Origin of the sequence: Flavobacterium limnophilum, from assembly GCF_027111315.2 — a bacterium.
Classification (GTDB): domain Bacteria; phylum Bacteroidota; class Bacteroidia; order Flavobacteriales; family Flavobacteriaceae; genus Flavobacterium; species Flavobacterium limnophilum.
This window is the reverse complement of the sequence record NZ_CP114289.2, coordinates 1,908,972-1,932,691: the sequence shown is the minus strand read 5'-3', so window position 1 is coordinate 1,932,691 and position 23,720 is coordinate 1,908,972. Positions and strand designations below refer to the sequence as shown.

At 36.7% G+C, this 23,720-nt stretch carries 24 protein-coding genes; 2 read left to right on the top strand and 22 right to left on the bottom strand.

What is annotated here, in order from left to right:
* The first annotated feature begins 381 nt into the window (after positions 1-381).
* The gene (gene sucC, locus OZP13_RS07965; RefSeq protein ID WP_281299267.1) at positions 382-1,575 is read left to right on the top strand and encodes an ADP-forming succinate--CoA ligase subunit beta; all 1,194 of its coding nucleotides are present in this window, start codon (positions 382-384) and stop codon (positions 1,573-1,575) included.
* Positions 1,576-1,682: 107 nt separating this feature from the next.
* On the opposite strand, the gene OZP13_RS07960 is transcribed toward sucC, so the two are convergent.
* The 3 genes from OZP13_RS07960 to OZP13_RS07950 all read right to left on the bottom strand — a co-directional run bounded on the left by OZP13_RS07960 (position 1,683) and on the right by OZP13_RS07950 (position 3,729).
* The gene (locus OZP13_RS07960) at positions 1,683-2,363 is read right to left on the bottom strand and encodes an SIMPL domain-containing protein (protein WP_269243339.1); all 681 of its coding nucleotides are present in this window, start codon (positions 2,361-2,363) and stop codon (positions 1,683-1,685) included.
* Between the two features lie 63 nt (positions 2,364-2,426).
* Positions 2,427-2,885 (bottom strand): DUF1456 family protein, encoded by a 459-nt coding sequence (locus OZP13_RS07955; RefSeq protein WP_281299266.1) that lies wholly within the window; start codon positions 2,883-2,885, stop codon positions 2,427-2,429.
* Positions 2,886-2,928: 43 nt separating this feature from the next.
* Positions 2,929-3,729, bottom strand: a complete 801-nt coding sequence (locus OZP13_RS07950; RefSeq protein ID WP_281299265.1) for an alpha/beta hydrolase — start codon at positions 3,727-3,729, stop codon at positions 2,929-2,931.
* 132 nt (positions 3,730-3,861) lie between these two features.
* Between OZP13_RS07950 and OZP13_RS07945 the strand changes: the two genes are divergently transcribed.
* A complete protein-coding gene (locus OZP13_RS07945; protein ID WP_269243337.1) occupies positions 3,862-4,170 on the top strand; it encodes an excinuclease ABC subunit B in 309 nt (102 codons plus the stop codon).
* Between the two features lie 11 nt (positions 4,171-4,181).
* On the opposite strand, the gene OZP13_RS07940 is transcribed toward OZP13_RS07945, so the two are convergent.
* From OZP13_RS07940 to trmD, 19 genes are all read right to left on the bottom strand, one after another.
* Positions 4,182-4,577, bottom strand: coding sequence for a response regulator (locus tag OZP13_RS07940; protein ID WP_281299264.1), 396 nt, complete (start codon positions 4,575-4,577; stop codon positions 4,182-4,184).
* Positions 4,574-6,931, bottom strand: a complete 2,358-nt coding sequence (locus OZP13_RS07935; RefSeq protein WP_281299263.1) for a sensor histidine kinase — start codon at positions 6,929-6,931, stop codon at positions 4,574-4,576. The genes OZP13_RS07940 and OZP13_RS07935 overlap by 4 nt, the downstream gene beginning before the upstream one ends.
* A 186-nt stretch (positions 6,932-7,117) precedes the next feature.
* Positions 7,118-9,109, bottom strand: coding sequence for an excinuclease ABC subunit UvrB (gene uvrB, locus OZP13_RS07930; protein WP_281299262.1), 1,992 nt, complete (start codon positions 9,107-9,109; stop codon positions 7,118-7,120).
* A gap of 278 nt (positions 9,110-9,387) precedes the next feature.
* Positions 9,388-10,410 carry a nucleoside hydrolase gene (locus OZP13_RS07925; RefSeq protein WP_281299261.1) on the bottom strand — a complete coding sequence of 341 codons (1,023 nt, stop codon included), beginning with the start codon at positions 10,408-10,410 and terminating at the stop codon, positions 9,388-9,390.
* Between the two features lie 14 nt (positions 10,411-10,424).
* Entirely contained in the window at positions 10,425-11,009 is a 585-nt protein-coding gene (locus tag OZP13_RS07920; RefSeq protein ID WP_281299260.1) for a hypothetical protein, read from the bottom strand.
* Entirely contained in the window at positions 10,993-11,253 is a 261-nt protein-coding gene (locus tag OZP13_RS07915) for a hypothetical protein (protein ID WP_281299259.1), read from the bottom strand. Before OZP13_RS07915 ends, OZP13_RS07920 begins: the two co-directional genes overlap by 17 nt.
* Before the next feature lie 180 nt (positions 11,254-11,433).
* Positions 11,434-11,730 (bottom strand): type II toxin-antitoxin system RelE/ParE family toxin, encoded by a 297-nt coding sequence (locus OZP13_RS18750; RefSeq protein ID WP_269243326.1) that lies wholly within the window; start codon positions 11,728-11,730, stop codon positions 11,434-11,436.
* Positions 11,712-11,975 (bottom strand): hypothetical protein, encoded by a 264-nt coding sequence (locus OZP13_RS07910; RefSeq protein ID WP_281299258.1) that lies wholly within the window; start codon positions 11,973-11,975, stop codon positions 11,712-11,714. The genes OZP13_RS18750 and OZP13_RS07910 overlap by 19 nt, the downstream gene beginning before the upstream one ends.
* Positions 11,976-12,315: 340 nt before the next feature.
* The gene (locus tag OZP13_RS07905; RefSeq protein WP_281299257.1) at positions 12,316-12,615 is read right to left on the bottom strand and encodes a hypothetical protein; all 300 of its coding nucleotides are present in this window, start codon (positions 12,613-12,615) and stop codon (positions 12,316-12,318) included.
* 110 nt (positions 12,616-12,725) lie between these two features.
* Positions 12,726-13,670: a 23S rRNA (adenine(1618)-N(6))-methyltransferase RlmF gene (gene rlmF / locus OZP13_RS07900; protein WP_269243324.1), complete on the bottom strand. Its 945-nt coding sequence runs from the start codon at positions 13,668-13,670 to the stop codon at positions 12,726-12,728.
* A gap of 192 nt (positions 13,671-13,862) precedes the next feature.
* A complete protein-coding gene (locus OZP13_RS07895) occupies positions 13,863-14,525 on the bottom strand; it encodes a thiamine diphosphokinase (RefSeq protein ID WP_269243323.1) in 663 nt (220 codons plus the stop codon).
* A 223-nt stretch (positions 14,526-14,748) separates the two neighbouring features.
* A complete protein-coding gene (locus OZP13_RS07890; protein ID WP_269243321.1) occupies positions 14,749-15,570 on the bottom strand; it encodes a DUF4249 family protein in 822 nt (273 codons plus the stop codon).
* Positions 15,571-15,574: 4 nt separating this feature from the next.
* The gene (locus tag OZP13_RS07885) at positions 15,575-17,977 is read right to left on the bottom strand and encodes a TonB-dependent receptor (protein WP_281299256.1); all 2,403 of its coding nucleotides are present in this window, start codon (positions 17,975-17,977) and stop codon (positions 15,575-15,577) included.
* A 131-nt stretch (positions 17,978-18,108) separates the two neighbouring features.
* Positions 18,109-18,471: an iron chaperone gene (locus tag OZP13_RS07880; protein ID WP_269243320.1), complete on the bottom strand. Its 363-nt coding sequence runs from the start codon at positions 18,469-18,471 to the stop codon at positions 18,109-18,111.
* Positions 18,472-18,500: 29 nt separating this feature from the next.
* Positions 18,501-19,322 (bottom strand): VOC family protein, encoded by an 822-nt coding sequence (locus OZP13_RS07875; protein ID WP_281299255.1) that lies wholly within the window; start codon positions 19,320-19,322, stop codon positions 18,501-18,503.
* 18 nt (positions 19,323-19,340) lie between these two features.
* The gene (locus OZP13_RS07870; RefSeq protein WP_269243318.1) at positions 19,341-19,757 is read right to left on the bottom strand and encodes an SRPBCC family protein; all 417 of its coding nucleotides are present in this window, start codon (positions 19,755-19,757) and stop codon (positions 19,341-19,343) included.
* 149 nt (positions 19,758-19,906) lie between these two features.
* Positions 19,907-22,129, bottom strand: a complete 2,223-nt coding sequence (locus OZP13_RS07865) for an NADP-dependent isocitrate dehydrogenase (protein ID WP_281299254.1) — start codon at positions 22,127-22,129, stop codon at positions 19,907-19,909.
* Positions 22,130-22,422: 293 nt separating this feature from the next.
* Positions 22,423-22,773 carry a 50S ribosomal protein L19 gene (gene rplS, locus OZP13_RS07860; protein WP_269243316.1) on the bottom strand — a complete coding sequence of 117 codons (351 nt, stop codon included), beginning with the start codon at positions 22,771-22,773 and terminating at the stop codon, positions 22,423-22,425.
* A gap of 225 nt (positions 22,774-22,998) precedes the next feature.
* A complete protein-coding gene (gene trmD / locus OZP13_RS07855) occupies positions 22,999-23,676 on the bottom strand; it encodes a tRNA (guanosine(37)-N1)-methyltransferase TrmD (protein ID WP_269243315.1) in 678 nt (225 codons plus the stop codon).
* Positions 23,677-23,720: the final 44 nt, after the last annotated feature.

The window sequence follows — 23,720 nt, the reverse complement described above, 5'->3', positions numbered from 1 at the left end:
GTCGCTTACTTTCTATTTTTACAGTAATAATAGAAAATCGTTTAATAATTGACTAATAATTCATTCAGATACATTGAAATTGATAAATTGATAAAAATATTTGTTAGTGAAAGTATAATTTTGTGTTAATTTAACGTATTTATTGGTTTTAATTGTATTACTTCAATCGTTATAATAGCTTAAAACTTGTTATTTCCATTCAATAGATTTCTTAATTCTTTGGATAAAGAAAAAATCGGTTCCAAAAAAAGATGAAATATATATGTATCACAATTTTTGTAGTATTAACGAAAAAAAAGATTTCAGATTTCAGATGAATTTATCTATTTTTGTGGCATACTATTCCAGAAATAAATTTAGGAATTTGCCAAAAACTTCAATATGGACATACACGAATACCAAGGAAAAGAGATTCTAGCCAGCTATGGCGTAAAAGTGCAACGCGGCTATGTGGCCAACAACCCACAGGAAGCAGTTGCTGCTGCAAAACAATTAACTGCCGAAACTGGAACAGCTTGGCATGTTATAAAAGCCCAAGTTCACGCCGGTGGACGCGGAAAAGGAGGTGGAGTTAAATTGGCCAAAAACCTTCAACAAGTGGAAGAAATTGCACAACAAATCATAGGGATGCAATTAATCACGCCTCAAACATCTGCCGAAGGTAAAAAAGTACATAAAGTTTTGATTGCCGAAGATGTTTATTATCCAGGTGAAAGTGAAACTTCAGAGTTCTATATGTCAGTTCTTTTAAATAGAGGTACAGGTCGCAACATGATTATGTATTCTACCGAAGGTGGAATGGATATCGAAGAAGTGGCGGAACATACACCTCATTTAATTTTTACAGAAGAAATTGATCCAACTGTTGGATTGCAAGGTTTTCAAGCAAGAAGAATTGCTTTTAACCTAGGTCTTTCTGGAAATGCTTTCAAGGAAATGGTTCAGTTTGTCGATGCTTTGTACAAAGCTTACATTGGTTCTGATGCTTCCATGTTTGAAATCAATCCAGTATTGAAAACTTCGGATAACAAAATCATCGCTGTTGATGCCAAAGTAAACTTGGATGACAACGCTTTGTACCGTCATCCAAAATTAGCGGAAATGCGTGACGTTCGTGAGGAAAATCCAATCGAAGTGGAAGCAAAAGAAGCTGGTTTGAACTATGTGGATTTGGATGGAACCGTAGGTTGTATGGTGAACGGAGCTGGATTGGCCATGGCAACAATGGACTTAATTAAATATGCCGGTTTTGAGCCTGCAAACTTCTTGGACGTTGGTGGAACTGCCGATGCAAAACGTGTGGAATTAGCGTTCCGCATCATTTTGAAAGATCCAAACGTAAAAGCAATTTTGATCAACATTTTTGGTGGAATCGTTCGTTGTGACCGTGTTGCCCAAGGTGTTGTTGATGCTTACAAGAATATGGGTGACGCTATTACTGTGCCAATCATTGTTCGTTTGCAAGGAACAAATGCTGAAATTGCCAAGGAATTAATTGATAATTCAGGAATGCCGATTTTGTCTGCAGTACAATTTCAAGAAGCTGCCGACCAAGTGCAAGCGGCGCTTTCTTAATTACAGAAATAGCTATAAAATAGAAAATCCTGAGTGAAAGCTCAGGATTTTTTTGCTTACTATTTCTTGTAAGTTGTCCGATTCTATAATGAATCAATTCACTTGAATTAGTTAATTGAGTATTTAATAAAATAGGAAAACTTCACTACTATTTTTTCAAAACTGGTGGTTTGCATTTCATCTTCACTAGATTCAATTATTATATTGCTCTTAGCATTTTTCATATATTTATTCTCTAATTCTTTTATTTCCAAAGGTTTGCCTATTTTATCTCCAATAGCGCTTAATAGATATTCAGCTTTTTCTTTAGCAGCTTTAATAGCATTTTCTCTCACTTGTTTTTGTACACTTTCTATTTCAGAATATTCAGTTTTTTTGACATTAACTTCCTTGATGTTAATATCTGTTAATTCTTGAAAAATTTTAGTCACTTTTTCTGCATTTTTCAAAATTAGGGTATATTCTCTAGTAAGTTTAATCCCTGTTTCCTTCTTTTTATCTCTGGTTACTTCAGAGATAGCTTCAGAAAGAAATAAATTTTTATCTTCAATATCATTTGTTCGCACCAATTTTTTTAATTGTTCTTCTTGAATTTGAATGGAAAAATCGTCATTCTTTTCGGTTTTTTCAGAGAGAACAATAGATAAGTAAATTTTATCTGGCACAACTTCTGTTTGAGCTGTTCCAATAACTTCAATGTAAGGTTTTGAATTCGACTCACTATAAATAACTTGACCAAAGTTGTTAATAGTTGATAGTAAAATTCCGAATAGTAGTATTTTTTTCATAGGTTTAAATTTTGTGGTAATATTTTTAGTTTTGGGGGGGGAATAAATGATTTTTCTTATTTATCAGGATTTCTTGTTTTTGCCGAAATTGAATTTCACTTTCTCGACTACCTGAACTTTTGGAGCCGGTTTTTTGAAAGGTTTCTTTTTTGCTGCCGCTTTTGTTTTAGAGGGACTTTGATCGCCTCTGGCTCTTTCTTCGTCTTTTGGTTTTGCCTTGAATTCAGGTCTTTCCGAAGCTCCTTCTTTAGCAGGAATCTGGGCTTTGTGTTTGGCCAAAACATCATTTGGATTCTTTGGGTTTTCTTTTGTTCCACGAAGGTGAATTACCAAACCGTTCAGGAAATTACGCAACACTTGGTCGCCACATTCTACATAATTCTCGTGGTTTTCGGCACGGAAAAAAGCACTTAATTCTGTTTTTGAAATCCTGAAATCCACTAATTCCAAAATTTCCACTATTTGATCATCGCGTAACATTAAAGCTACTCGAAGTTTTTTGAAGATATCGTTGTTTGTCATTCTATGTGATGTAAAAAGTTAAAAGTCCAGTTTAAAATTAGGATTAAAAAAGCCAAAGATACGCTTTTACAAATCCATCTCGCCATAATTTTTCGTTATGTTGTCCGCCTTTGACGATTGTTTTTCGGGTTAGGTGTTGGCATTCACATCTTTTTTCGGCAAGCAAATTATCCATTTTCTTCATATTGGGAACCATATCTGCATCTTCATTATCACCATAAAGGAAATAAATTTTGGCATTGGTTTTTTTAGTATTTTCTGTTGTTGTATAAATATCTTTTGAATAATCAAATGAGGGCGAAAAAACGCCTGCTTTTCCAAAGACTTCTGGATATTTCAAAATGGCATAAAAGGAAACCAGGCCGCCGAGAGAACTTCCCATAATAGCGGTGTTTTTCGAATTAGTTTTTGTCCTGTATTTTTTGTCTATTTCGGGTTTTAGTGTTTTTACGATAAATTCGAGATAATTATCGGCATTGCCTCCACCGTATTTTGCGTTTTTATAGGGTGTCAATTCATCAATCCGTTTGTTGTTTCCGTGTTCAATACCAATGACAATAACTTGTGCGTTGAGGCTATCCAGTTTTTCGTCAACATTCCATTCGCCAACGAAGGAAGTTTTGGCGTCAAATAGATTTTGGGCGTCGTGCATGTAAATCACCGGATATTTCTTTTGGGTTGAATCGTAATTTTTTGGCAAATAAATCCAGATTTTTTTTTCACATTGCAATTGTGGTGCATCAATGGTTATAGTCGAAACTTGTTTTGTGGCAGTATTTCCTTGGGCAGAAGCATTTGCAGACGCAAAAAAAATAATGGAGAGCGCTATAAGTTTTCGAATCATTACTATTGTTTTTTGTATTTTAGCTAAAAATAATAATTTGATGAACAGTTACGAAGAAAAAAGAAGTTTACTTTTAGAAATGATCGCTTTTTCCACCGTTGATGGACAATTGCACAGGAGAGAGTATGATTTTTGGCTATTGTAGCCAATGAGCTAAATATTGAGAAGGGTGTTTTTAACGATTTATTTCACCAAGAATTGCCACAAATACATATAAAATCTGAGTTTGGACGCATACAACAATTTTATCGTTTGGCTTTATTGATGCATTGTGACGGTGTTTTGCATACTAAAGAAAACAATGCCATTCAGCAAATTAGCTTGAATATGGGACTGAATCCTGCGGCAACCAAGCGTATTCTCAAAATGATGAAAAGTGGACCAGCTCCAATGATTGATTCTACAGTGTTATTGAGAATATTTCAAGAGCAGTATAACTAGATCTACTGCTTTTATTCATTTGAAACAATGGCTATCAAATCATTCACGGAAATGGGTTTCGGAATATAACCCATAATATCAGTATAGGTTTTGGACTTGTTTCTATCTTCGACGGCAATAGAAGAACTTACTATATAAATTTGAATATGTTTGTCGATTTTAGATTTTATTTTTTTGATTTCCTCCATGAATTCCCATCCATCCATGACAGGCATATTGATGTCCAGTAAGATAATATCCGGAAGACAATTGTTGTCTTTTTCCAATGTATTAATTAAAGTGGTTATTGCCTCTTTTCCATTCATGAAAGAGGAATTGGCTGAAAAAACACCAGATTTTTGAATTAATTTATTGATGATGGTTTGGTAAATAATATCATCATCTATAACCCAGATTATCTTTTTCATTTGGTATAGATTTTAAATGTTGATCCTACATTTGGGGTACTGTCCACGGTTATGGTTCCGCCCATGGCATCTACTTGATTTTTTGTTATGAACAGTCCAATTCCTCTTGAGTCTGAATTGTTGCTGAATGTTTTGTACATTCCAAAAATTTTATCGGCATTTCTAACTAGGTCAATGCCAATGCCGTTATCCGAAACTTCAATGACATATTTGTCATTTTGTTTGTGCAAGTTTAGGGTTATGATAGGTTTTCGTTGCGGATGTCTATAGCGTATGGCATTCGAAATTAAATTATAAAGAATGCTTTCCAGGTATGCTGAATTATAGTTTATCATTGCATCATACGGCACGTTTGTGATAATCGTAACTTCGTTTGACAGTATTTGTTCCGAAAGAACTTCTTTGGCTTTACCGATATACTTGTTCAAGTTCAATGGTTTTATGACCAAGTTGATATTTGTGTTGATGTTGACCACTTCGTTCAAGTGTTTCATTGTTTCGTCCAGCGAATTGGATACGGATTTCAATAAACGCATCATTTCGCTACGTTCTTCTTCAGATTCTGCCGATTCAATCAAGGAGATAATGGATTCAATATTACTGGTATGCGACCGCAAATTATGGGAAACTATATAAGAGAAATTTAAAAGCCTTTTGTTTTGTTCGGTAACTAATTGCAGCGAGTTGCTCAAGTTTTTTTCTGCTTCTTTCATGATGGTAATGTCAATCATGATACCTCTTGAAATTACGGGTTTGCCATTTTCAAAAACATAATTTATGATGTCTCTTACCCAAATCACTTCTCCGTTTTTTGTAAGCATACGGTACTCGTAATCATGATTTATGTAGTTCTTGTTTTCTTTGGCGGACAAAGCCAATGCAAATTCCCGATCTTCGGGATGAATGTGGTCTTCCCAAAAAGTAGGACTTTCCGAATACTCTTCTATTGAATATCCCAACAGATTCTCAATTTTTTTACTTATGAAAGTGGAGGACTTTATTTCGAGATCGTATTCCCAAACAATTCCATCAATGGTATCTATTAGAGACTTATATCTGGCTTGACTTTTTTCAATTAATGCTTCGGCTTCTTTTCTTTCGGTAATGTCTTTAACAAAAGAAATGTGGGAAGTTGGTTTTTCATTGCTTTCACAAAGTTGTGAAACGGTTAAGTTTATCCAAATAATCTTTCCTGTTTTCATTACACACCTTTTTTCCATCGAATACTCGGTGATTTTGCCTTCGTCAAGATTTTTTACATATTCCAAGCTTTTTTCTAAGTCATCTGGATGGGTCAAACGTTTGATGTCCAATTTTTTAATTTCTTCAAATGTATAGCCAAACAAGTCGCAGTATTTCTTGTTGGCCTCCATTAAATTACCGGAACGAGTGTCTATAATTGCAAAACCTATGGGAGCTTGATCAATTATGGTCTTGAACTTCATTTCATTTTTTAAAAGTTTTGCCTCCTGTTTTTTTAACAAGAACCTCAATTCTTCTGGTTTTTTCAATAGCTTGGTTGTTAAAACACCAAATGAAATAGCTACAATTAGTCCCAAGATTGAACTAAATAGAATTTCGGGATAAATTGCATAGGTTTTTTTTGCTACCAAATAGAGTTTGCTGTCACTGTCGGTTATGGCTTGGGACACATAATAACTCTTGGATAAATCTGTTTTTGAAGGAAGAAAAAATTGTTCTTTTAAAGTAATTGGATTTCTCTTTGAAAACTGGAAATAATAGTTGGACTTATCCATGGACTTAATTCCGGAGGCTTTCAACAATGTTTCCAATTTAATTATAACAGCAGTGAATCCCCAAAATTTATTTTTGTTGTAAATAGGTAGTCTGCCTACAATTCCGATACCTCCTTGTCTTAATTTTAGTGGCCCCGCAAAATAAATCTTTTGGGTTTTAATAGAATTTTCAGCCTCTTTCTTGAGGTCTTTAACCCCTAAAATGTTTAAATTCATCGCAGCCTCATTGCCTTTTAAGGGATAAATGTATTTGATGACTCCATTGGGAACCATTTGAACGACACTGATGAGAGGATTTGATTTTAGGAGTTGCTTGCTAATGGTATCAAAGTTTTGGGGAATACCATTGCTGTCCAGCGTTAGTGCAAGAGAAACTGTTGTAGTGTAACAGTTTTTCAAGGATTGCTCAATCTTTAAATGGGCATCTGTTAGAATGGCATTCATTTCATTTCGCTCATCTTCTTTTAGCACATGGTTGCGAAGAATGCTTTGACTAATAGTGGCAATGCCAAGAACCAAAAATAATAACCCTCCTGTGGTTATTGGTCTGATTGCAAACCAATTAATGAGTCTAGTCCTAATTTTTCCATTTCTCATTGATTATTTTAATAGGTTTGGGGCTAATTTTTCTAATTATAATGTATAAACATAATAATTTTTTCATTAGAAAAGTATTTTATATTAAGATAATTTCCAATTTTAGAATTATTATAAATGAGGGAATACCGATATGGAAAGGCAATTTAATAGTTTGTACTTCTGTTTCAGAGAGTAAAAGCGAATTTAGGCTAATTGTTCCTGCAAAGCTTTAATGGCGTCACGGAGTTTTGCCGCTTGCATAAAATCCAAGTCTTTGGCAGCTTTTTCCATCGATTTTCGCTTTTCACGAATGAGTTTTTCGATTTCAGGTTTCGAAAGGTATTCAGAGCTTGGTTCTGCTGCTAAAGGAGTTGTGTAACCCAATTCATAATCCACCAAAGGATGTTTGGTAAAAGCGCTCTCTATTTTTTTGTTCAACGCCATTGGGACAACGTTGTTTTCGGTATTGAAATTAATCTGTTTGGTTCTGCGGTAATTGGTTTCGTCAATGGTTTTTTGCATGCTAGCCGTGATTTTGTCGGCATACATGATCGCTTTTCCATTGAGGTTTCTCGCCGCACGACCAATGGTTTGGGTCAACGAACGATGGCTTCTCAAAAATCCTTCCTTGTCCGCATCGAGAATGGCAACCAAGGAAACTTCGGGTAAATCCAATCCTTCACGGAGTAAATTCACGCCAATCAAAACGTCGAACAATCCTTTTCGTAAATCCTGCATGATTTCGATGCGTTCCAAAGTATCCACATCCGAATGAATATAACGACAACGAATGGAAACTTTGTCTAAGTATTTGGCCAATTCTTCCGCCATTCTTTTGGTCAAAGTAGTCACCAAAACCCGTTCGTCAATCTCGGCACGTTGTTGAATTTCTTCTATCAAATCATCAATTTGGTTCAAACTCGGACGGATTTCAATAATTGGATCCAATAATCCCGTTGGGCGAATGACTTGTTCCACATACACACCGTCGCATTTTTGCAATTCATAATCGGCTGGCGTTGCCGAAACATAAATCACTTGGTTTTGCATCGCTTCAAATTCCTCAAACTTCAACGGACGGTTGTCCATCGCGGCGGGAAGTCGGAAACCATATTCTACCAAGTTTTCTTTTCGAGAGCGGTCACCACCATACATTGCGTGTACTTGCGAAAGCGTGACGTGGCTTTCGTCCACGACCATCAAGAAATCTTTCGGGAAATAATCCAACAAGCAGAAAGGTCTCGTGCCGGCTTCACGTCCGTCAAGGTAGCGGGAATAGTTTTCAATTCCGGAACAATAACCCAATTCCCGAATCATTTCCAAATCGAAATTGGTACGTTCTTCCAATCGTTTTGCTTCCAGATGTTTGCCAATTTCCTTGAAATAATCGACTTGTTTCACCAAATCCTGTTGTATTTCCCAAATGGCACTTTGCAAGGTGTCGGGCGAAGTCACGAACATGTTCGCTGGATAAATCGTGAGCTTGTCGTGTCTTTCAATCACTTTTGAAGTCTTGACGTCAAAGGCTTCTATTTCTTCTATTTCATCGCCAAAGAAATGAATTCGGTAGGCATCGTCGGCATAACTTGGATAGACTTCGAGTGTGTCCCCTTTGATTCTAAAATTACCAGGATTGAAATCGGCTTCGGTTCTGGAATATAAACTTTGAACCAAACTGTGTAATAATTTGGTTCTTGAAATGACTTGGTCTTTTTCAATCGCGATGACATTTTTCTGAAATTCCACGGGATTTCCAATACCATAAATACAGGAAACCGATGCCACCACGATAATGTCTCTTCGTCCCGAAAGTAGGGAAGAAGTGGTGCTCAAACGCATTTTCTCCAACTCTTCGTTGATGGATAAATCCTTTTCGATGAACACGCCCGAAACCGGCATAAAAGCTTCCGGCTGGTAATAATCGTAGTACGAAACGAAATATTCCACGGCATTATTCGGGAAAAACTGCTTGAATTCCGAGTACAATTGCGCCGCCAAGGTTTTGTTGTGCGCCAAAATCAAGGTTGGTTTTTGCACTTCCTGAATGACATTGGCTACCGTAAATGTTTTTCCAGAACCGGTTACCCCCAATAATGTTTGGTATTGTTCGCCAGCCTCAATGCCTTGGGTTAATTTAGCAATGGCTTGGGGTTGGTCGCCTTTGGGCTGGTAATCGGAGATAACTTGAAATTTCATTTACTATTGTTCAGAAGTACAAAGTTACAAAGGAAATCTTGAATAAAGAGTTTAGGAAAATTTAAAACTTTCGCTCATTTATTAGGGTACCACAACCTAGGCTTTGATAGGGAGTATACTAGGAGTAAAGTAGGACTTGATGTTCCGCAAAGCCTCCGACTTTGAGGGTGTGTTTGTTAGTCTGTGACTGACATAAAGTTGTTAAAATCTAAAACAAAATCGGTTGAAAACCGAAAGTCACTACCTCAAAGTTGAAGACTTGCCGGAGCAGTGGCTTTTTATATTTTTGCTTTTTTGAACAAAGCAAGTTTTGCAACAAAATCTTCAAGCATTAACCTGGTATCTAAATTGGTGTAAACTCGAATTTTGCGACCTTCTGAAGTTTCCTCATATAATCCAGAATCACTGATACCAGGAGCGGACTTCATTACATATTTACAAGATGCCGGGTCTGTTTCCCATGAAGTTTGCAAGGCTGTCAATAAAACTAAAGGGCTATCACCTAAAACATACGCTTCGCCAAGAGAACGTTTGGCTCTTTTCATTAAATCCTCCAGTTTTTCAACTATATATTTTCCAGTAATGCCATTTGATTTGATTTTGTAAACCAATTCGGGATATGAATATAATGCTTGCCTATAGGCATCTCTAGGTACTTGCCATATGGGAATATCCGAAACATTAAAAATCACTTGACAAGCTTTTACATCAATACCTAAATTATATTCTAGTTTTTGTCCCTTCGGAGGAGGTATTGCCAATCCTTGATATTCTGGGCCTCCAATCCAGACTAATATTATTTTTTTTGCAATTCTGGGTTCCATAAGGTAAGCACTCGCTATATTTGTCAAGCCGGCACCACAAACCACATATAACGGCATTTTTGTATCCTCACGCATGGCTTCCTTTATGATTGCTTTTGCACCCTCTGATGGAATAGGTGTTTTGATATCCAATAGTCCATTGGCTCCTCCTTCAAAGACAGGGATTTTTCCAGTTAATTGCATTGTACTTAGTAGTTCATTTACTTGATCACAAGCATAAGTTGCCGTTCCTGGAGAACCATAAAATCCACCTTTGTAATGTTGAGAACCAATTATGCCTTTTATTTCAACAGATGGAGATAGAATATGGTGTGCCAATTGAAATAATCCATCGGGGTCTCCACCAAAGTCATTGTCAATTATTACACGAATTCTTGGTTTTACAGTCTCACTAAAGTATTCAGAATTGTTTTGAGAATAAATATAAAATCCTTGTAACAGAATTAATCCAATTAGAAATCTTTGAATATGTTTCATTTTTTTAAAATATTTTAGTTCATCAAAATGCTGGACAACAAAAAAAAATAGGCGTTTATATCCACATTGTGACCTCCTTTGGCAACTCTTAGTTGACCTCTGTCAATGTTCTTTTGATAATCATCGGTGCAAACAAAATAAAGATAGGTTTTGAAACCCCTTTTCTTGGCAGTTTCCAATTCTCGAAGTTTAGAGCCATCACTCATCACGGTTTCGTAGGAGAATGATTTTTGTTCACTTAAAAGTAAATACCGGATAAACGAAGCGGCGAAAGCGGCTTCGTAACTGTTTGTTTCTTTGGGTTTATTGACGATAAAGTTTTCGGCAATGCTAATGTCTATGGTGTAGTTTTCCTGTTTGGCTTTGGCCAACAAAGATTGGCTATCATTTAATAAAAAGAATTGTTCTAAATCTTTTGACGTTACTTTTAGTCCAAATTCAGATAGATCGATTAAGCCTTTTGTTTGGAGTGTTTTTTCTATTTCATCTGCATTGATGAAAATACCTGAATTGTAGGTTTTACTTATTTTGTAATACAATGATGTTTTTCCAGAGCCATTTGGTCCTGCAAAAAGTCTAATTCTACTTTGACTTGACATACAAAATAGTTCCTTTTTTTATTTTTAGAGAGGAGCGTAAAGGTTTGCTTTCCAAGTTTTCGATTTCGCCATTTGCATTTTCACGAACCACTTTGTTTCCTTTGGTGTAGGTGAATGCCAAACCCAAAGCCCTGTTTTCTCTTATTGCATTGGTTGCTGCCTGTTTGCCAGCCAATATCAAATTAGACACTTCTTTAGCATTAGATCGAAATACAATTTTTTTTGCCTGTTTTTCCGGTAGCATAATTGAGTAATTTAATTCTAAAACAAATATAAGGCTTTTTCTTTACTTCACAATGCTGAAGTTTTGCTGAATAGAGTAGTTTAAAATAGGTACAGATTTAAATAACCTAAATTAAAATCGATTGGAAACCGAAAGTCACTACCTCAAAGTCGAAGACTTTGCCTTGGGGCTTGGCTAAGTTTAGTATTTCGAATTTTCAGGGTCTTGTCTTGTGTCCCAAACGGATAGAATTATAATGTGGGTTTCATTTATTTCATAGAAAACATAATAATTTTCAATTAATAAACCACGAACATTTATAGAGTCAGTTTTTTTGCCAATATTGGGTTGTTGGAGTAGTGTTTTTAATTCGGTTTGAATTAGGGTATTTAATTTTATGGAATATAATTTGCTTTTATTCCTAAAATTAAAATATTCAAAAATGGCTTTTAATTGGAGTTTTGCGGATGATGACCAAACTATTCTTCTTGCAACCATCTTTCCATTTCTTCATTTAAAACATCGTTTTCAATAAAATTGCCTTCCAAATATTCTTTTTGGGCATTTTGAATTTCCTTTTTTTGTTGTTCAGAAAGAATTATAATTTTTTTTAAATCGTGATTGTAGTTTGTACCGCTTTTTGATTGATTGTCCAAAATGGTATTTATTGCTGACAAAAAAGCTTCATCATCAATGTTGTCTATTTTAGATTTCAATATTTCTTTTAGTTCCATTGTGCTCATAATAAAAGAGTTTATACAAATTTAGTTAAAAGAGTGTTATGAATTGTAAATGCCTTCAAGTTTTCTGTTGAGAACAAAATCGGTTAGAAACCGAAAGTCACTACCTCAAAGTCGGAGACTTTGGAGCAGCTTTAATTAATTCTTATTGGACGGTTTTAACCACTCCAGTTGTCACGCTGGAAGCGTCCCAAAGCACGAGAGCAAGATAATTTAGACGCTTCCAGCGTGACAATTAGCGAGAATACTATTTACTTCAAAATTATAATTATTAATCTAAAACAAAATCTGTTGAAAACCGAAAGTCACTACCTCAAAGCCGGAGGCTTTGCGGAGCAGATCATCAAGTAGTTACTTCTGTAAGTAAAAAACAGGCAAATATACTTGTAATGAGGATTTGTATTATAATATAATTTTTTGCAAGTTCAGGTTCCATTAAGTTTTTTTTCTTTTTCCACATATAGAAATTAAAAATTGTAGGAGGTAATATAAATAGTGATAAAAAAAAATATCCAGCAATTAATGACTCATTTAAAATGCTGCTATAAAGCATTAATGCCCCCCCCATAAAAAATAAAATCCCTAAGTAGTAAAGAAATTCTTTTGTTATGATATCTATTAAATGCCGAAAATTTATTTTCATTTTAGTTATAATTACTTTCACCAAACCTATTGCATTATCGTTAACTTGTATTTGTAATAACCTAGTTTTATGCTAATATATGGATTTTTATTACAAAATATAAAAAATTTCTACTCAAACTTCCAGTTCCTCTGTTGTGCTTCCGATTGAAAAGTCCAGGCCAAGATTCGGCTGGTTTTCTGGCCTTGCGCCATGTCGATTGTTTTTACTTCGACCACATTTACTTTGTTCAGGGTTTTGTATAAACTGGAAAGATTCTCTTTTTTGGAAACCAAAGTTGTAAACCAAAGACATTGCATTGGGTATTTGGCACTTTCGAAAATCATTTGGGTGATGAAACCCAGTTCGCCACCTTCGCACCATAATTCGGCGTTTTGACCGCCAAAATTCAAGACTGGTTTTGTGGTTCTAGTATTTTCAAGATTGTTGACTTTGCGAATGGAGGATTTTGTCGCTTCATCTTGGGAGTTATGAAACGGCGGGTTGCAAATCGTGAGCGAAAATCGATCTTCGGGCGTGATGATGTTCTTGAAAATAAAACGCGATTCGGTTTGCAATTGCAAACTGATGAAGTCCATCAGTTTTGGATTGGCTTCAATGATTTTTTTGCAGTTTTGAATGGCTTTTTCATCAATTTCGGTGCCAACGAATGACCAACCGTAAACGGAATTTCCCAATATTGGATAAATGCAATTCGCACCAACGCCAATGTCCAAGACTTGCACGTTTTCGCCTTCGGGAATGATGCCATTGTTGTTGGAAGCCAACAAGTCGGCAATATAATGAATGTAATCCACGCGACCGGGAATGGGCGGGCAAAGATAATTTTCCGGAATATCCCAATTCTGGATGTCGTAATCGGCAATCAGCAAGGCTTTGTTGAGTGCTTTTACGGCTTGGGGATTGCTGAAATCAATGGTTTCTATTTCGTGTTCGTTGATGTTGACAAACTCTTCAAGTTCAGGGCAAACGGCAATTAATGCTTCAAAATTATATCCCAATCGGTGAAGATTACGTGGATGTAAATTGGTTTTTTCGATAATCGTTTTAGACATCTTTTAATTTGTAAAATTGGGTGCAAAGGTATGAAATTCAATTTTGCTATAGGTTTATTAGTAGTTATTTAGAGGTTAATTAATTGGTAAGTTTATTTTTTCTAAAAGGGGTTAATTTTCTAAAAAAAAATTAAATGCCTTTTTGAATAAAGATTCAATATAATTGGCAAATTTGAAAATTATTATTGTGTCTTAATCCCAGCATTCCATCAGCAACAAATCGCCTTGGTCGTGTTCTATGACAACGATTCCGTCTTCTAAAACGTGGTTGCTGCTTCCGGTTCTGTAACCAATGGTCAGTGTATCGTCTTTCAAGGGATAATATAGGTTTTGGGAATGAATTCCTGTTACGTGACCAATGGGAATCAAGGAAAGTGGCGTGTTGGCAGGATACCATTTCTCGAATTTTTTGGGCAATAAAAACACTTTGGAATGGTCGTCGAGCACCACGATTTTGATTAAATCCCTATATCGAGTGATATTGGTGATATTGGTTATGGTATGGTCGGCTCGTTTTCCAGTAGCCCAAACCACGTTGACGGCCGGTATTTTTCGTTCGACCAGATAATCGAATGCTTTTTCCAAATCGGTTTTGTTTTGGTCTGGGGTGTGGACAATTTCCAATGGATATTGTTTTTCCTTGTAATAATTGGGGTCAAAACCACGGTCGAAATCGCCGAGTAAAACATCGACTTTTATGCCCAATTCCAAGACGCGTTCCATGGCCGAGTCCAGCACGATTACCAATGGTGACCATTCGAGCAATTGTCCCAATAATTCGATGTTGCAGGAAGCGCCGTTGGCAATGATTAAAGCCGGTTCTTGGTCATCGCGAACGATATGGTGTGAAGACATATTTAATTGTGAATTATGAATTGGAAATTACGAATGCAAAGATAGTGATTCATAATTCGGAATTTGTAATTCCTGATTTTTTAGCCCAGACAGTAATGAAAAGCCCGGAGTGCAAAAAGCTAATTTTTCTTGTCCTAAAAGAGCGACCAACGGAAGCTCCTTTTAGGACTTAGAAAAATAGTTTTTTTAGCGAGGACTTGTAATGGATGGCTGGATTAGCTTCTTATTTAATTATATAATTTTGATAATCGACTTCGCTCAAGGAAAAATAGCCCAAGGCATAGTTGTCGATATGGGTTTGGTTGACGATATTTCCCCTTACTGTTGCAGGCGGTGTTTGAAAAGGGCTTCCGCCAGCCGAACTACTGGCCACCGATATGAGTTTGCTCATGTAGTTGAAATAGTTTTCGGAAATTCCGTAATGGGTTATGGCAATGGCACTTCCTTGTTTCAAATCTTCGTCGCTGAAAGACCAGGATTTTAGATTTCCGTTCGTGTATTGGTCACCAATTACTTGGTAGTTTGGTGCTTTATAGATGTCTGGAAAGAATTTTACCATATAGAAATTTTTATCCAGCGGGTCTTTGAATGAGACTTCAATTTCATAATCTTTACCAGAAAAGCCACCATTATTTGTTTGTTGAATCGTGTAAATAGGAGTGACAGGTTGCAACGTTTCGGTTGCCGTGTAGGTTTCGCCTTTATAGACAACGGTCAAAACATAGGTTTCTCCGATGATGGGTTTGAAAGTTGTACATTGGTATTCGCCGGTATTGGGTATTTCCAAAAATATATAATTTATGTTTTCGCTGTTTTTTATGGAAACATTGGCACCGGAAACCTTTGGAATTACGTTGGTGTAAAAATCTGTTGTGGTGGACAGAATTATTTTTTGGGTTGAACCATCTGTTCCTTTTTTCCAATTTATCGCGGCATCGATTACCAATCTTGGTGCGGCAGTATCTAAATCGACATTGACAACATCCTCACAACTTGCAAGAAATAGCATGGCAATGACCAAGGAAATATATTTTGTGATTTTCATGATTTTAGAATTTGAAATTATAGCTTACCGATGGAACAGCCCCAAAAATGGACAACTTGACGGCTTCGTTTTCGCCAGAGGTTTCGTTTTGCCTGAAACTGATGGAAGCAGCATTTTTTCGATTATAGATATTGTAAACACTGAAAACCCATTCGCTTTGCCAGCCTTTCTTTTTGTCGGGTTTGGGAACATAAGTCGACGAGAGATCTAAATGATGGTATAAAGGCAAATTGTTTTCATTTCGGGCGGCATAACTGGGAACGATTATGCCTTGGTATTCGTATTGACCGTTTGGAAAGGTAACCGGTTGGCCGGATTGCAGGATAAAATTACCGCCCAAAGTCCATTTTGGATTGAGGTTATAAGTAGTTGTAATCGCTAGATTATGCAATTTGTGGTAGCCGGATTTGTACCAATTTCCATTGTTGATGCCTGATTCGTTTGGCGTTCTGCCGGGAGTTTGTTGTTCTGAATTGGATAAAGTGTAAGCAATCCAACCATTGAGTTTGCCAGTGTTTTTGCGAAGCATAAATTCCAGGCCATAGGCTCGCAATTGTCCGTTTAGAATGACTTGTTCGATGGCATTGTTGGCAATCAAATCGGCACCGTCAATGTAATCGATTCGGTTTTTTACTTTTTTGTAAAAACTTTCCACTTCCAGGGAATACATGTCGTCTTTGAAATTACGGAAATAACCAACGGCAACTTGGTCTGCAATTTGGGGTTGAATGTATTGGTCGCTTGGTGTCCAAATGTCTAATGGAGTAGGCGATGCGGTGTTTGAAACCAATTGTAAATACTGCACCATTCGATTATAACTCGCTTTCAACGAAGTATTTTCGGTTAAAACATAAGAAGTTGAAAAACGGGGTTCCAGATTCGAAAAGGAAGTGATTACCTCATTGTAACCGTAGGTTTTGGTACCAATGGGCACTCCTTTTTCGTAAATTTTAAGTTGGTCGTTAAAGGTGACAGCTTGATTGTTTTCGTATAAATTGACCTTGGATGCTCCCAATCTATAAAACATGCTGAAGCGCAGTCCATACAAGAAGGATAATTTTGGGGTGGCTTGGTGTTCTGCTTCCACATAGAGTGAAGGTTCAAAGGCACTTTTCTTGTCCAATTGATTGAAATTGATACTGGAATTTTCGTCAATTGGTTTTATGGTTCCCGGGTTGAATTTATAATAGATGGTATTCAATCCATAGTTCAATTTGATTTTGTCGTTCAAATAATATTTTAAATCGTATTTAAAATTGAAGTTTTTTATGCTCGATTGCCAATCAAAACCAACAGATGACAAAGTCAACCCGTAATAATAATCGCTGAAAATGGCGGATAAATTTGAGAAATGACGGTCGGAAAACAAATGATTCCATCTTAGATTAAAGGTGCTGTTTCCATAAGTATTTTCGAATTCTTTGCTGATGTTGAAAAAATCCCTGCCAAAATAACTGGAAATATAGAGGCTGTTGTTGGTGTTTAACTTGTAATTCAATTTGGCATTCAAATCATAAAAGGAAGCAGAATTTTCGTTGTCGGCCAGTTTCAAGAACAAATGGGCATAAGAAGTTCTACCGCCAATCAGGAATGAACCTTTGTCTTTCACAATCGGCCCTTCGGCCAATAATCTACTGGAGATTAATCCAATTCCTCCATTCACGTGAAAAGAATTGCTGTTGCCTTCTTTTTGATAAATATCCAAAACCGAAGAAGCTCTTCCGCCATAATGTGCCGGAATTCCTCCTTTGTATAATTTTAAATCCTTGATGGCATCGGGATTGAAAACCGAGAAAAAACCAAAAACGTGGGAGGAATTGAAAATGGTTGCTTCGTCCAATAAAACCAAATTTTGGTCGGCACCACCACCACGAACGTTGAAGCCCGATTGTCCTTCGCCGGCATTTGTTACTCCGGGAAGCAGTAAAATAGATTTCAAAACATCGGTTTCACCCAAAACCACGGGCATTTTTTTTATGGTTCCCATCGAGAGTTTGTTGACACTCATTTCGGGAGTTTTGATGTTGGTACTTTTTTTATTGCTAGTCACCACAATCTCCTTCAATTGCTGTTCGCTGTTGACCAACTTGAAACTTTTTTTGGTGTTTTGAAACAACTGGATTTTTTCTTCCACATTTTGAAAACCTAGGTAAGTGATTTGCAAGGTGTAGTTTCCCTTTGGCAGTGTTATCGAATAAAATCCATATTCATTGGTTGTTACGCCTGTTTTCAGTTCAGGGATGGAAATATTTACTCCAATCAAGGTTTCATTGCTGTTGGCATCGGTAATGGTTCCACTAATGGTGAATTTTTGTTTCGTCAGTTCACTGGAGTTTGTATCTTGTGAAAACGAAGGTATTGTAGTTAAGAAAAACAGGAATAAGGCAATAATTTTCTTTGAAATCATTTCTAAAATTTTGAGAGGCAAATTTAGTTAAGGTATAAGCTATTTGTAATTCAACAAGCGTTAAAGTTTTGTAAAGTTAAAAAAAAAGACAACCGTTTTCGATTGTATTTGCATTATAATTATAAAAGAATTTAGGCTGATTTCTTTTTCAAATTTTCCTTTACCCTAAATAGTACAATTTTCGATATCAAATCCAAAGGCAAGGGTTTGTTCAATGGAAATTGTACCGAACCTTTTCCTTGTTTGTAAACCGATAATTCTTCCTTGAATTCCGAATGTCCCGTTGGCGTGGCATAAAAACCGACATGATTTTTGTAGGCAGCAAAATAGACCAGGATTCCGTGATATTTGAAGGCCGGCATCCCATAACTGATGACTTCTTCGGCTTCGGGAGCCGCTTTTTTTATGGTTTGCCGCATTTGTTCCAAAAGAATTTTGATTTCTGGAGTTTGGATGGAAATATAATCGTCGATATCTTTGAAAGTCGTCTTCATAACGATTTTTTTAAGCCTTCAATAAAGTTTCAATGTCCATTTTTTTTCATTTGCATAAAGGCTTGAACCACTCTTTGGGCTTTTTCAGGCTCGGACATTAATTTGCCTAAAATGCTTGGAATGATTTGCCAGGAAACTCCAAATCGGTCTTTGAGCCAGCCGCATTGACCTTCAATACCGCTTTCGGTCAATTTTGTCCAATAGTCGTCGATTTCTTCTTGGGTATCACATTCTAAGACAAATGAAAAGGCTTCGTTAAATTGAAATTCGTGTTCGCCAAAACCATCCATTGCGGCAAATAATTCGTTTTGCAAAGTGAAATTGCCAAATTTCAAACTTCCTGCTTGTTGCGGATCTTCCGATTCATCGATACTTAAATCTTGTGTTTTTGAATTGGGAAAGATAGATGTGTACTGTTTGATGGCTTCTTGTGCCTTGCCGAATTGTTTTCCAACGAATAGAAAACAAGGCATTATTTTTTGACCGTTTGGAGGAAGTTCTCCCAACATCAATTGCCAACATACGCCAAATTTATCCGCTACAAAGCCATATTTTGGACTCCAAGGATATTGGTCTAAATTCATCATTATAGTTCCACCTTCGATGAATTTGTTCCAAATAGTTGCTATTTCTTCCTCTGTTTCGCAAGTGACAAATAGTGAAATGGACGGATTTATCTTGAACATCGGTCCACCATTCATACCCATTATTAATTTGCCTTCAATTTCAAAATGCACAAAAAATGGTTTGTCATTTATTATTTTGGAATGATTGAAAACAGAACAATAAAAATCTGCGGCAGCTTTGGCATTGCCGTCAAACCATAAGCAAGGATAAATGGTGTTTTTCATTTTATTTTTTCAAAACAATTATTTTTCAACGTAAGTTTTAAAATTATTTAATATGGCCTGCCAACCAAATTTTTGCAATTCCAAAGAATTTTCTGTTTCAGCTTCAAAAGTTTCCATGATTTGTACACCGTTTTCGGTTTGCGAAAATAGAATGGTCACTATTCTATCGTCCAAAAGAGTATAACTGATTTCTTTATGGGTTATTATGTTGTCATAAATTCCTTTTAAATCAAAACCAAAACTGCCGTCTTTGGCTTCCATTCTGGAGAGGAATTTGCCTCCAATTTTCAAGTCATTTTCGGCTCGGGTGGTGTGCCAATCGTCGGAAGCATTATTCCATTTTGTGATGTGTTCGGGATTTGTCCAAAACGTCCAGACTTTTTCGATAGGAGTATTTATAAGTGTTTCTACGGTGATGGTTTTTTTATGGTTCATTTTTAATGAGTATCTAAAGTTAATGTTTTGAAATAAAGTTATTTATGTTGGAAATAGACTTCAGTTATTGATGTTTGTATACTCAAATATATAAAAAAAGACGACCCGAAAGTCGTCTTCTAATAATATGAAATTGTTAAAAATCTAAATTATGCGATTTTTGCCAATATGGTATTGAATGTTTCGCTTGGACGCATGGCCTTGCTTGTCAATTCAGGATTTGGTTGGTAGTAACCGCCAATAGTTTGCGGTTTTCCTTGAGAGCCAATTAATTCGCTGTTAATTTTGGCTTCATTGGCAAAAAACTCGGTAGCGATAGGAGTAAAGATAGCTTTCAATTCGGCGTTTTTATCTTGAGTAGCCAATGCTTCTGCCCAATACATGGCGAGGTAAAAATGAGAACCACGGTTGTCAATTTGTCCCACTTTACGAGCTGGAGATTTGTCGTTGGCCAAGAATTTTTCAGTGGCTACATCCAAAGTTTCTGCCAATACAATTGCTTTTGCGTTGTTTAGCGTTTGCCCCAAATGTTCCAATGAAGCTCCCAGAGCCAAGAATTCACCCAATGAATCCCAACGTAAATAACCTTCTTCGATAAATTGCTCCACGTGTTTTGGAGCTGATCCACCAGCACCCGTTTCAAACAATCCACCACCATTCATCAACGGAACGATAGACAACATTTTGGCTGAAGTTCCCACTTCCAATATTGGGAATAAATCAGTTAAATAATCACGCAATACGTTTCCAGTTACCGAAATGGTATCCAGACCTTTAATCAGTCTTTCGCAGGTAAATTCAGTTGCGGCAATTGGGTTTAAAATACGAATGTCTAATCCTGTTGTGTCGTAATCTTTTAAGTATTTTTGAACTTTTATAATCAATTCCCTGTCGTGAGCCCTGTTTTCGTCCAACCAGAAAACGGCTGGAGTATGTGATAAACGCGCCCTGTTTACGGCTAGTTTTACCCAGTCTTGAATCGGGGCATCTTTCGCCTGACACATTCTGAAAATATCTTTGGCTTCAACTTCTTGTTCCATTAAAATGTTTCCATTAACGTCCACAATACGAACCACTCCATCTGTTTTCAATTGGAAAGTTTTGTCGTGAGAACCGTATTCTTCCGCTTTTTGTGCCATCAAACCTACGTTTGGCACACTTCCCATAGTCGTTGGGTCGAAAGCACCGTGTTTTTTGCAAAAATCGATAGTGGCGGTATAAACTCCGGCATAACATCTGTCCGGGATAATGGCAATAGTGTCTTGTTGTTTTCCTTCTTTGTTGTACATCTGTCCTGAAGTGCGAATCATGGCCGGCATAGAGGCATCCACAATCACGTCTGAAGGGACTTGAAGGTTGGTAATCCCTTTCTCGGAATTTACCATTGCCAATGCTGGACCGTTTTCGATAGCTTGGTCTATGGCTGCTTTTACTTCGGCTTCTTGGGGATGTCCTGCAATTTTTGCATACACGTCACCCAAACCATTTCTGGTGTCTATGTTTAATTCGTCAAACAAATTGGCGTATTTTTCGAAAACTGCCGCGAAATAAACTTCCACGATGGCTCCAAAAATAATGGGGTCGGAAACTTTCATCATCGTCGCTTTCAAGTGAACCGAAAGCAATACGTTTTCTTCTTTGGCTTCCTTGATGGTTTTGGCAACAAATCTTTTCAAGGCGTTCAAATGCATTACCGAGCTGTCAATGATTTCACCAGCTTTCAAAGGAGTGCTCGCTTTCAAAACTGTAGTTGAACCATCTTTGGCAACAAATTCTATTTTCACGTCAGTGGCATCTGCAACAGTAACTGATTTTTCACTTCCGTAAAAATCTCCATTATCCATGGAAGCCACTTTTGTTTTTGAGTCAGCTGACCAAGCGCCCATGGAATGAGGGTTTGCTTTGGCGTAGTTTTTTACCGCTTTAGGAGCTCTACGATCCGAGTTGCCTTCACGCAATACCGGGTTTACCGCAGATCCCAAAACTTTGGAATATTTAGCTTTAATTTCCTTTTCGGCATCAGTTTGAGCGTCTTCTGGAAAATCAGGCACGGCATAACCGTGTGATTGCAATTCAGCAATAGCCGCTTTTAATTGGGGTACCGATGCTGAAACATTTGGTAATTTTATGATATTGGCTTCTGGAGTATTGGCGAGTTGACCTAGTTCAGACAAGGTATCACCCACTTTTTGGTCTTCTTTCAAAAACTCTGGAAAGTTGGATAAAATTCTTCCTGCAAGGGAAATGTCTCTAGTTTCAATTTCGATATCGGAAGTTGCCGTAAATGCTTGAACAATTGGTAAAAACGAATAAGTCGCCAATAGAGGTGCCTCATCTGTAAGCGTGTAAAAAATTTTTGATTTAGTTGACATTTTTAATAAAAGTTGTTTAGTATTTTATTTTTGGGTTACAAATGTAATAAAAACGTTTTCGGAAAAGGCTTTGACATCCAATTATGTTTGATTTAGCCTTAAAAATTGCGGAATTATGATTTTTTAATTTGCTAAAAGAGAATTGTTGAAAATAGGCTTCGTTTTTTATTGAAATGAAAATGCAAGTTATTCAGCCAAAAGCAGATAATTTTTTTTTTATAACAAATGGTTGTTGTTTTGCAAAAAAAAAGTCCCGAAAATTTCGGGACTTTTTAGGAAAAGAAGTTATTTGACTATCTTCTTTTATCTCTAATTTTGGCTTTTTTACCAGTAAGTTCTCTGAAGTAGAAAATTCTAGCTCTACGTACGTGACCTTTCTTGTTGATTTCAATTTTTTGCAAAGCTGGCAAGTTAACTGGGAAGATACGCTCTACACCAACTGCACCTGACATTTTACGGATAGTGAAAGTTTCCGTGTTTCCAGAACCTCTTCTTTGAATAACTACACCTTTAAAAAACTGTGTTCTTGTTTTTTCACCCTCTTTAATTTCGTAGAAAACAGTGATTGTGTCTCCAGCTCCAAATACAGGGAATTCTTTTCTTGTTACGAATTCGTCTTGAACGAATTTCAATAAATCTGCCATTTTGTTTTTATTTTATGGTTTTAAAAAGAGCAACATTCACGGATTTCGCCAGAGGTTGGTCTAATGAGGGCGCAAATTTACATCTTTTTTGGTAATTTACAAACTTTATTTTCAAGTATTCAGATTTCAGAAGACAGATTTCAGTTAGCAGTTAGCAGTTAGCAGAATTCAGATTGCATACTTTTCATTTTCCAACACTGCAATCTGCAATCTGAAACCTGCAAACTATTCCCCAAGTAAATCCGGTCGTCTATTCTTGGTGTGTTCATAGGCCATATCCTCGCGCCATTTGTCGATTTTGGCAAAATTGCCGCTGGTCAAGACTTCGGGAACTTTCCAGCCTTTGTAGTCGGCGGGTCGAGTGTATATGGGACCCGACAATAGATTGTCCTGAAAACTGTCGGTCAAGGCCGAGGTTTCGTCGCTTAAAACACCAGGAATCAATCGGATTAATGCATCGCATAAAACTAATGCTCCCAATTCACCACCACTCAAAACATAATCCCCGATAGAAATTTCTTTGGTGATAAAATGGTCGCGCACTCGTTGATCCACACCTTTATAATGCCCGCAAAGAATAATGATGTTTTCGTGCATCGACATCGTGTTGGCCATTTTTTGGTTCAAGGTTTCCCCGTCGGGCGACATGTAAATGATTTCGTCGTAGGTTCTTTCGCTTTTCAAATGCGTGATGCAATCGTCAATGGGTTGAATATTCATCACCATTCCGGCGCCGCCGCCATAAGGATAATCGTCCACACTTTTCTGTTTGTTGGTCGTGTAATCTCTTAAATTATGAAAGTGCACTTCCACGATTCCTTTGTCGATGGCACGTTTCATCATCGAAGCCTCAAACGGACTTCGCAATAATTCTGGGAGGACGGTAATAATATCTATGCGCATTTTTTTATTTTCTAGGTTGCAAAGGTACAAAGTTATTTGGGCAA

What these genes read in the sequence shown, in the direction of transcription:
- OZP13_RS07875 (WP_281299255.1), bottom strand. Translation starts at nt 19,322, where the DNA reads ATGAAAAACACCATTTATCCTTGCTTATGGTTTGACGGCAATGCCAAA.
- OZP13_RS07920 (WP_281299260.1), bottom strand. Translation starts at nt 11,009, where the DNA reads ATGTCAAGTCAAAGTAGAATTAGACTTTTTGCAGGACCAAATGGCTCT.
- OZP13_RS07885 (WP_281299256.1), bottom strand. Translation starts at nt 17,977, where the DNA reads ATGATTTCAAAGAAAATTATTGCCTTATTCCTGTTTTTCTTAACTACA.
- OZP13_RS07880 (WP_269243320.1), bottom strand. Translation starts at nt 18,471, where the DNA reads ATGAAGACGACTTTCAAAGATATCGACGATTATATTTCCATCCAAACT.
- OZP13_RS18750 (WP_269243326.1), bottom strand. Translation starts at nt 11,730, where the DNA reads ATGGTTGCAAGAAGAATAGTTTGGTCATCATCCGCAAAACTCCAATTA.
- OZP13_RS07865 (WP_281299254.1), bottom strand. Translation starts at nt 22,129, where the DNA reads ATGTCAACTAAATCAAAAATTTTTTACACGCTTACAGATGAGGCACCT.
- OZP13_RS07955 (WP_281299266.1), bottom strand. Translation starts at nt 2,885, where the DNA reads ATGACAAACAACGATATCTTCAAAAAACTTCGAGTAGCTTTAATGTTA.
- trmD (WP_269243315.1), bottom strand. Translation starts at nt 23,676, where the DNA reads ATGCGCATAGATATTATTACCGTCCTCCCAGAATTATTGCGAAGTCCG.
- OZP13_RS07910 (WP_281299258.1), bottom strand. Translation starts at nt 11,975, where the DNA reads ATGAGCACAATGGAACTAAAAGAAATATTGAAATCTAAAATAGACAAC.
- OZP13_RS07935 (WP_281299263.1), bottom strand. Translation starts at nt 6,931, where the DNA reads ATGAGAAATGGAAAAATTAGGACTAGACTCATTAATTGGTTTGCAATC.
- sucC (WP_281299267.1), top strand. Translation starts at nt 382, where the DNA reads ATGGACATACACGAATACCAAGGAAAAGAGATTCTAGCCAGCTATGGC.
- uvrB (WP_281299262.1), bottom strand. Translation starts at nt 9,109, where the DNA reads ATGAAATTTCAAGTTATCTCCGATTACCAGCCCAAAGGCGACCAACCC.
- OZP13_RS07870 (WP_269243318.1), bottom strand. Translation starts at nt 19,757, where the DNA reads ATGAACCATAAAAAAACCATCACCGTAGAAACACTTATAAATACTCCT.
- rplS (WP_269243316.1), bottom strand. Translation starts at nt 22,773, where the DNA reads ATGGCAGATTTATTGAAATTCGTTCAAGACGAATTCGTAACAAGAAAA.
- rlmF (WP_269243324.1), bottom strand. Translation starts at nt 13,670, where the DNA reads ATGTCTAAAACGATTATCGAAAAAACCAATTTACATCCACGTAATCTT.
- OZP13_RS07925 (WP_281299261.1), bottom strand. Translation starts at nt 10,410, where the DNA reads ATGAAACATATTCAAAGATTTCTAATTGGATTAATTCTGTTACAAGGA.
- OZP13_RS07950 (WP_281299265.1), bottom strand. Translation starts at nt 3,729, where the DNA reads ATGATTCGAAAACTTATAGCGCTCTCCATTATTTTTTTTGCGTCTGCA.
- OZP13_RS07895 (WP_269243323.1), bottom strand. Translation starts at nt 14,525, where the DNA reads ATGTCTTCACACCATATCGTTCGCGATGACCAAGAACCGGCTTTAATC.
- OZP13_RS07890 (WP_269243321.1), bottom strand. Translation starts at nt 15,570, where the DNA reads ATGAAAATCACAAAATATATTTCCTTGGTCATTGCCATGCTATTTCTT.
- OZP13_RS07915 (WP_281299259.1), bottom strand. Translation starts at nt 11,253, where the DNA reads ATGCTACCGGAAAAACAGGCAAAAAAAATTGTATTTCGATCTAATGCT.
- OZP13_RS07960 (WP_269243339.1), bottom strand. Translation starts at nt 2,363, where the DNA reads ATGAAAAAAATACTACTATTCGGAATTTTACTATCAACTATTAACAAC.
- OZP13_RS07940 (WP_281299264.1), bottom strand. Translation starts at nt 4,577, where the DNA reads ATGAAAAAGATAATCTGGGTTATAGATGATGATATTATTTACCAAACC.
- OZP13_RS07905 (WP_281299257.1), bottom strand. Translation starts at nt 12,615, where the DNA reads ATGAAAATAAATTTTCGGCATTTAATAGATATCATAACAAAAGAATTT.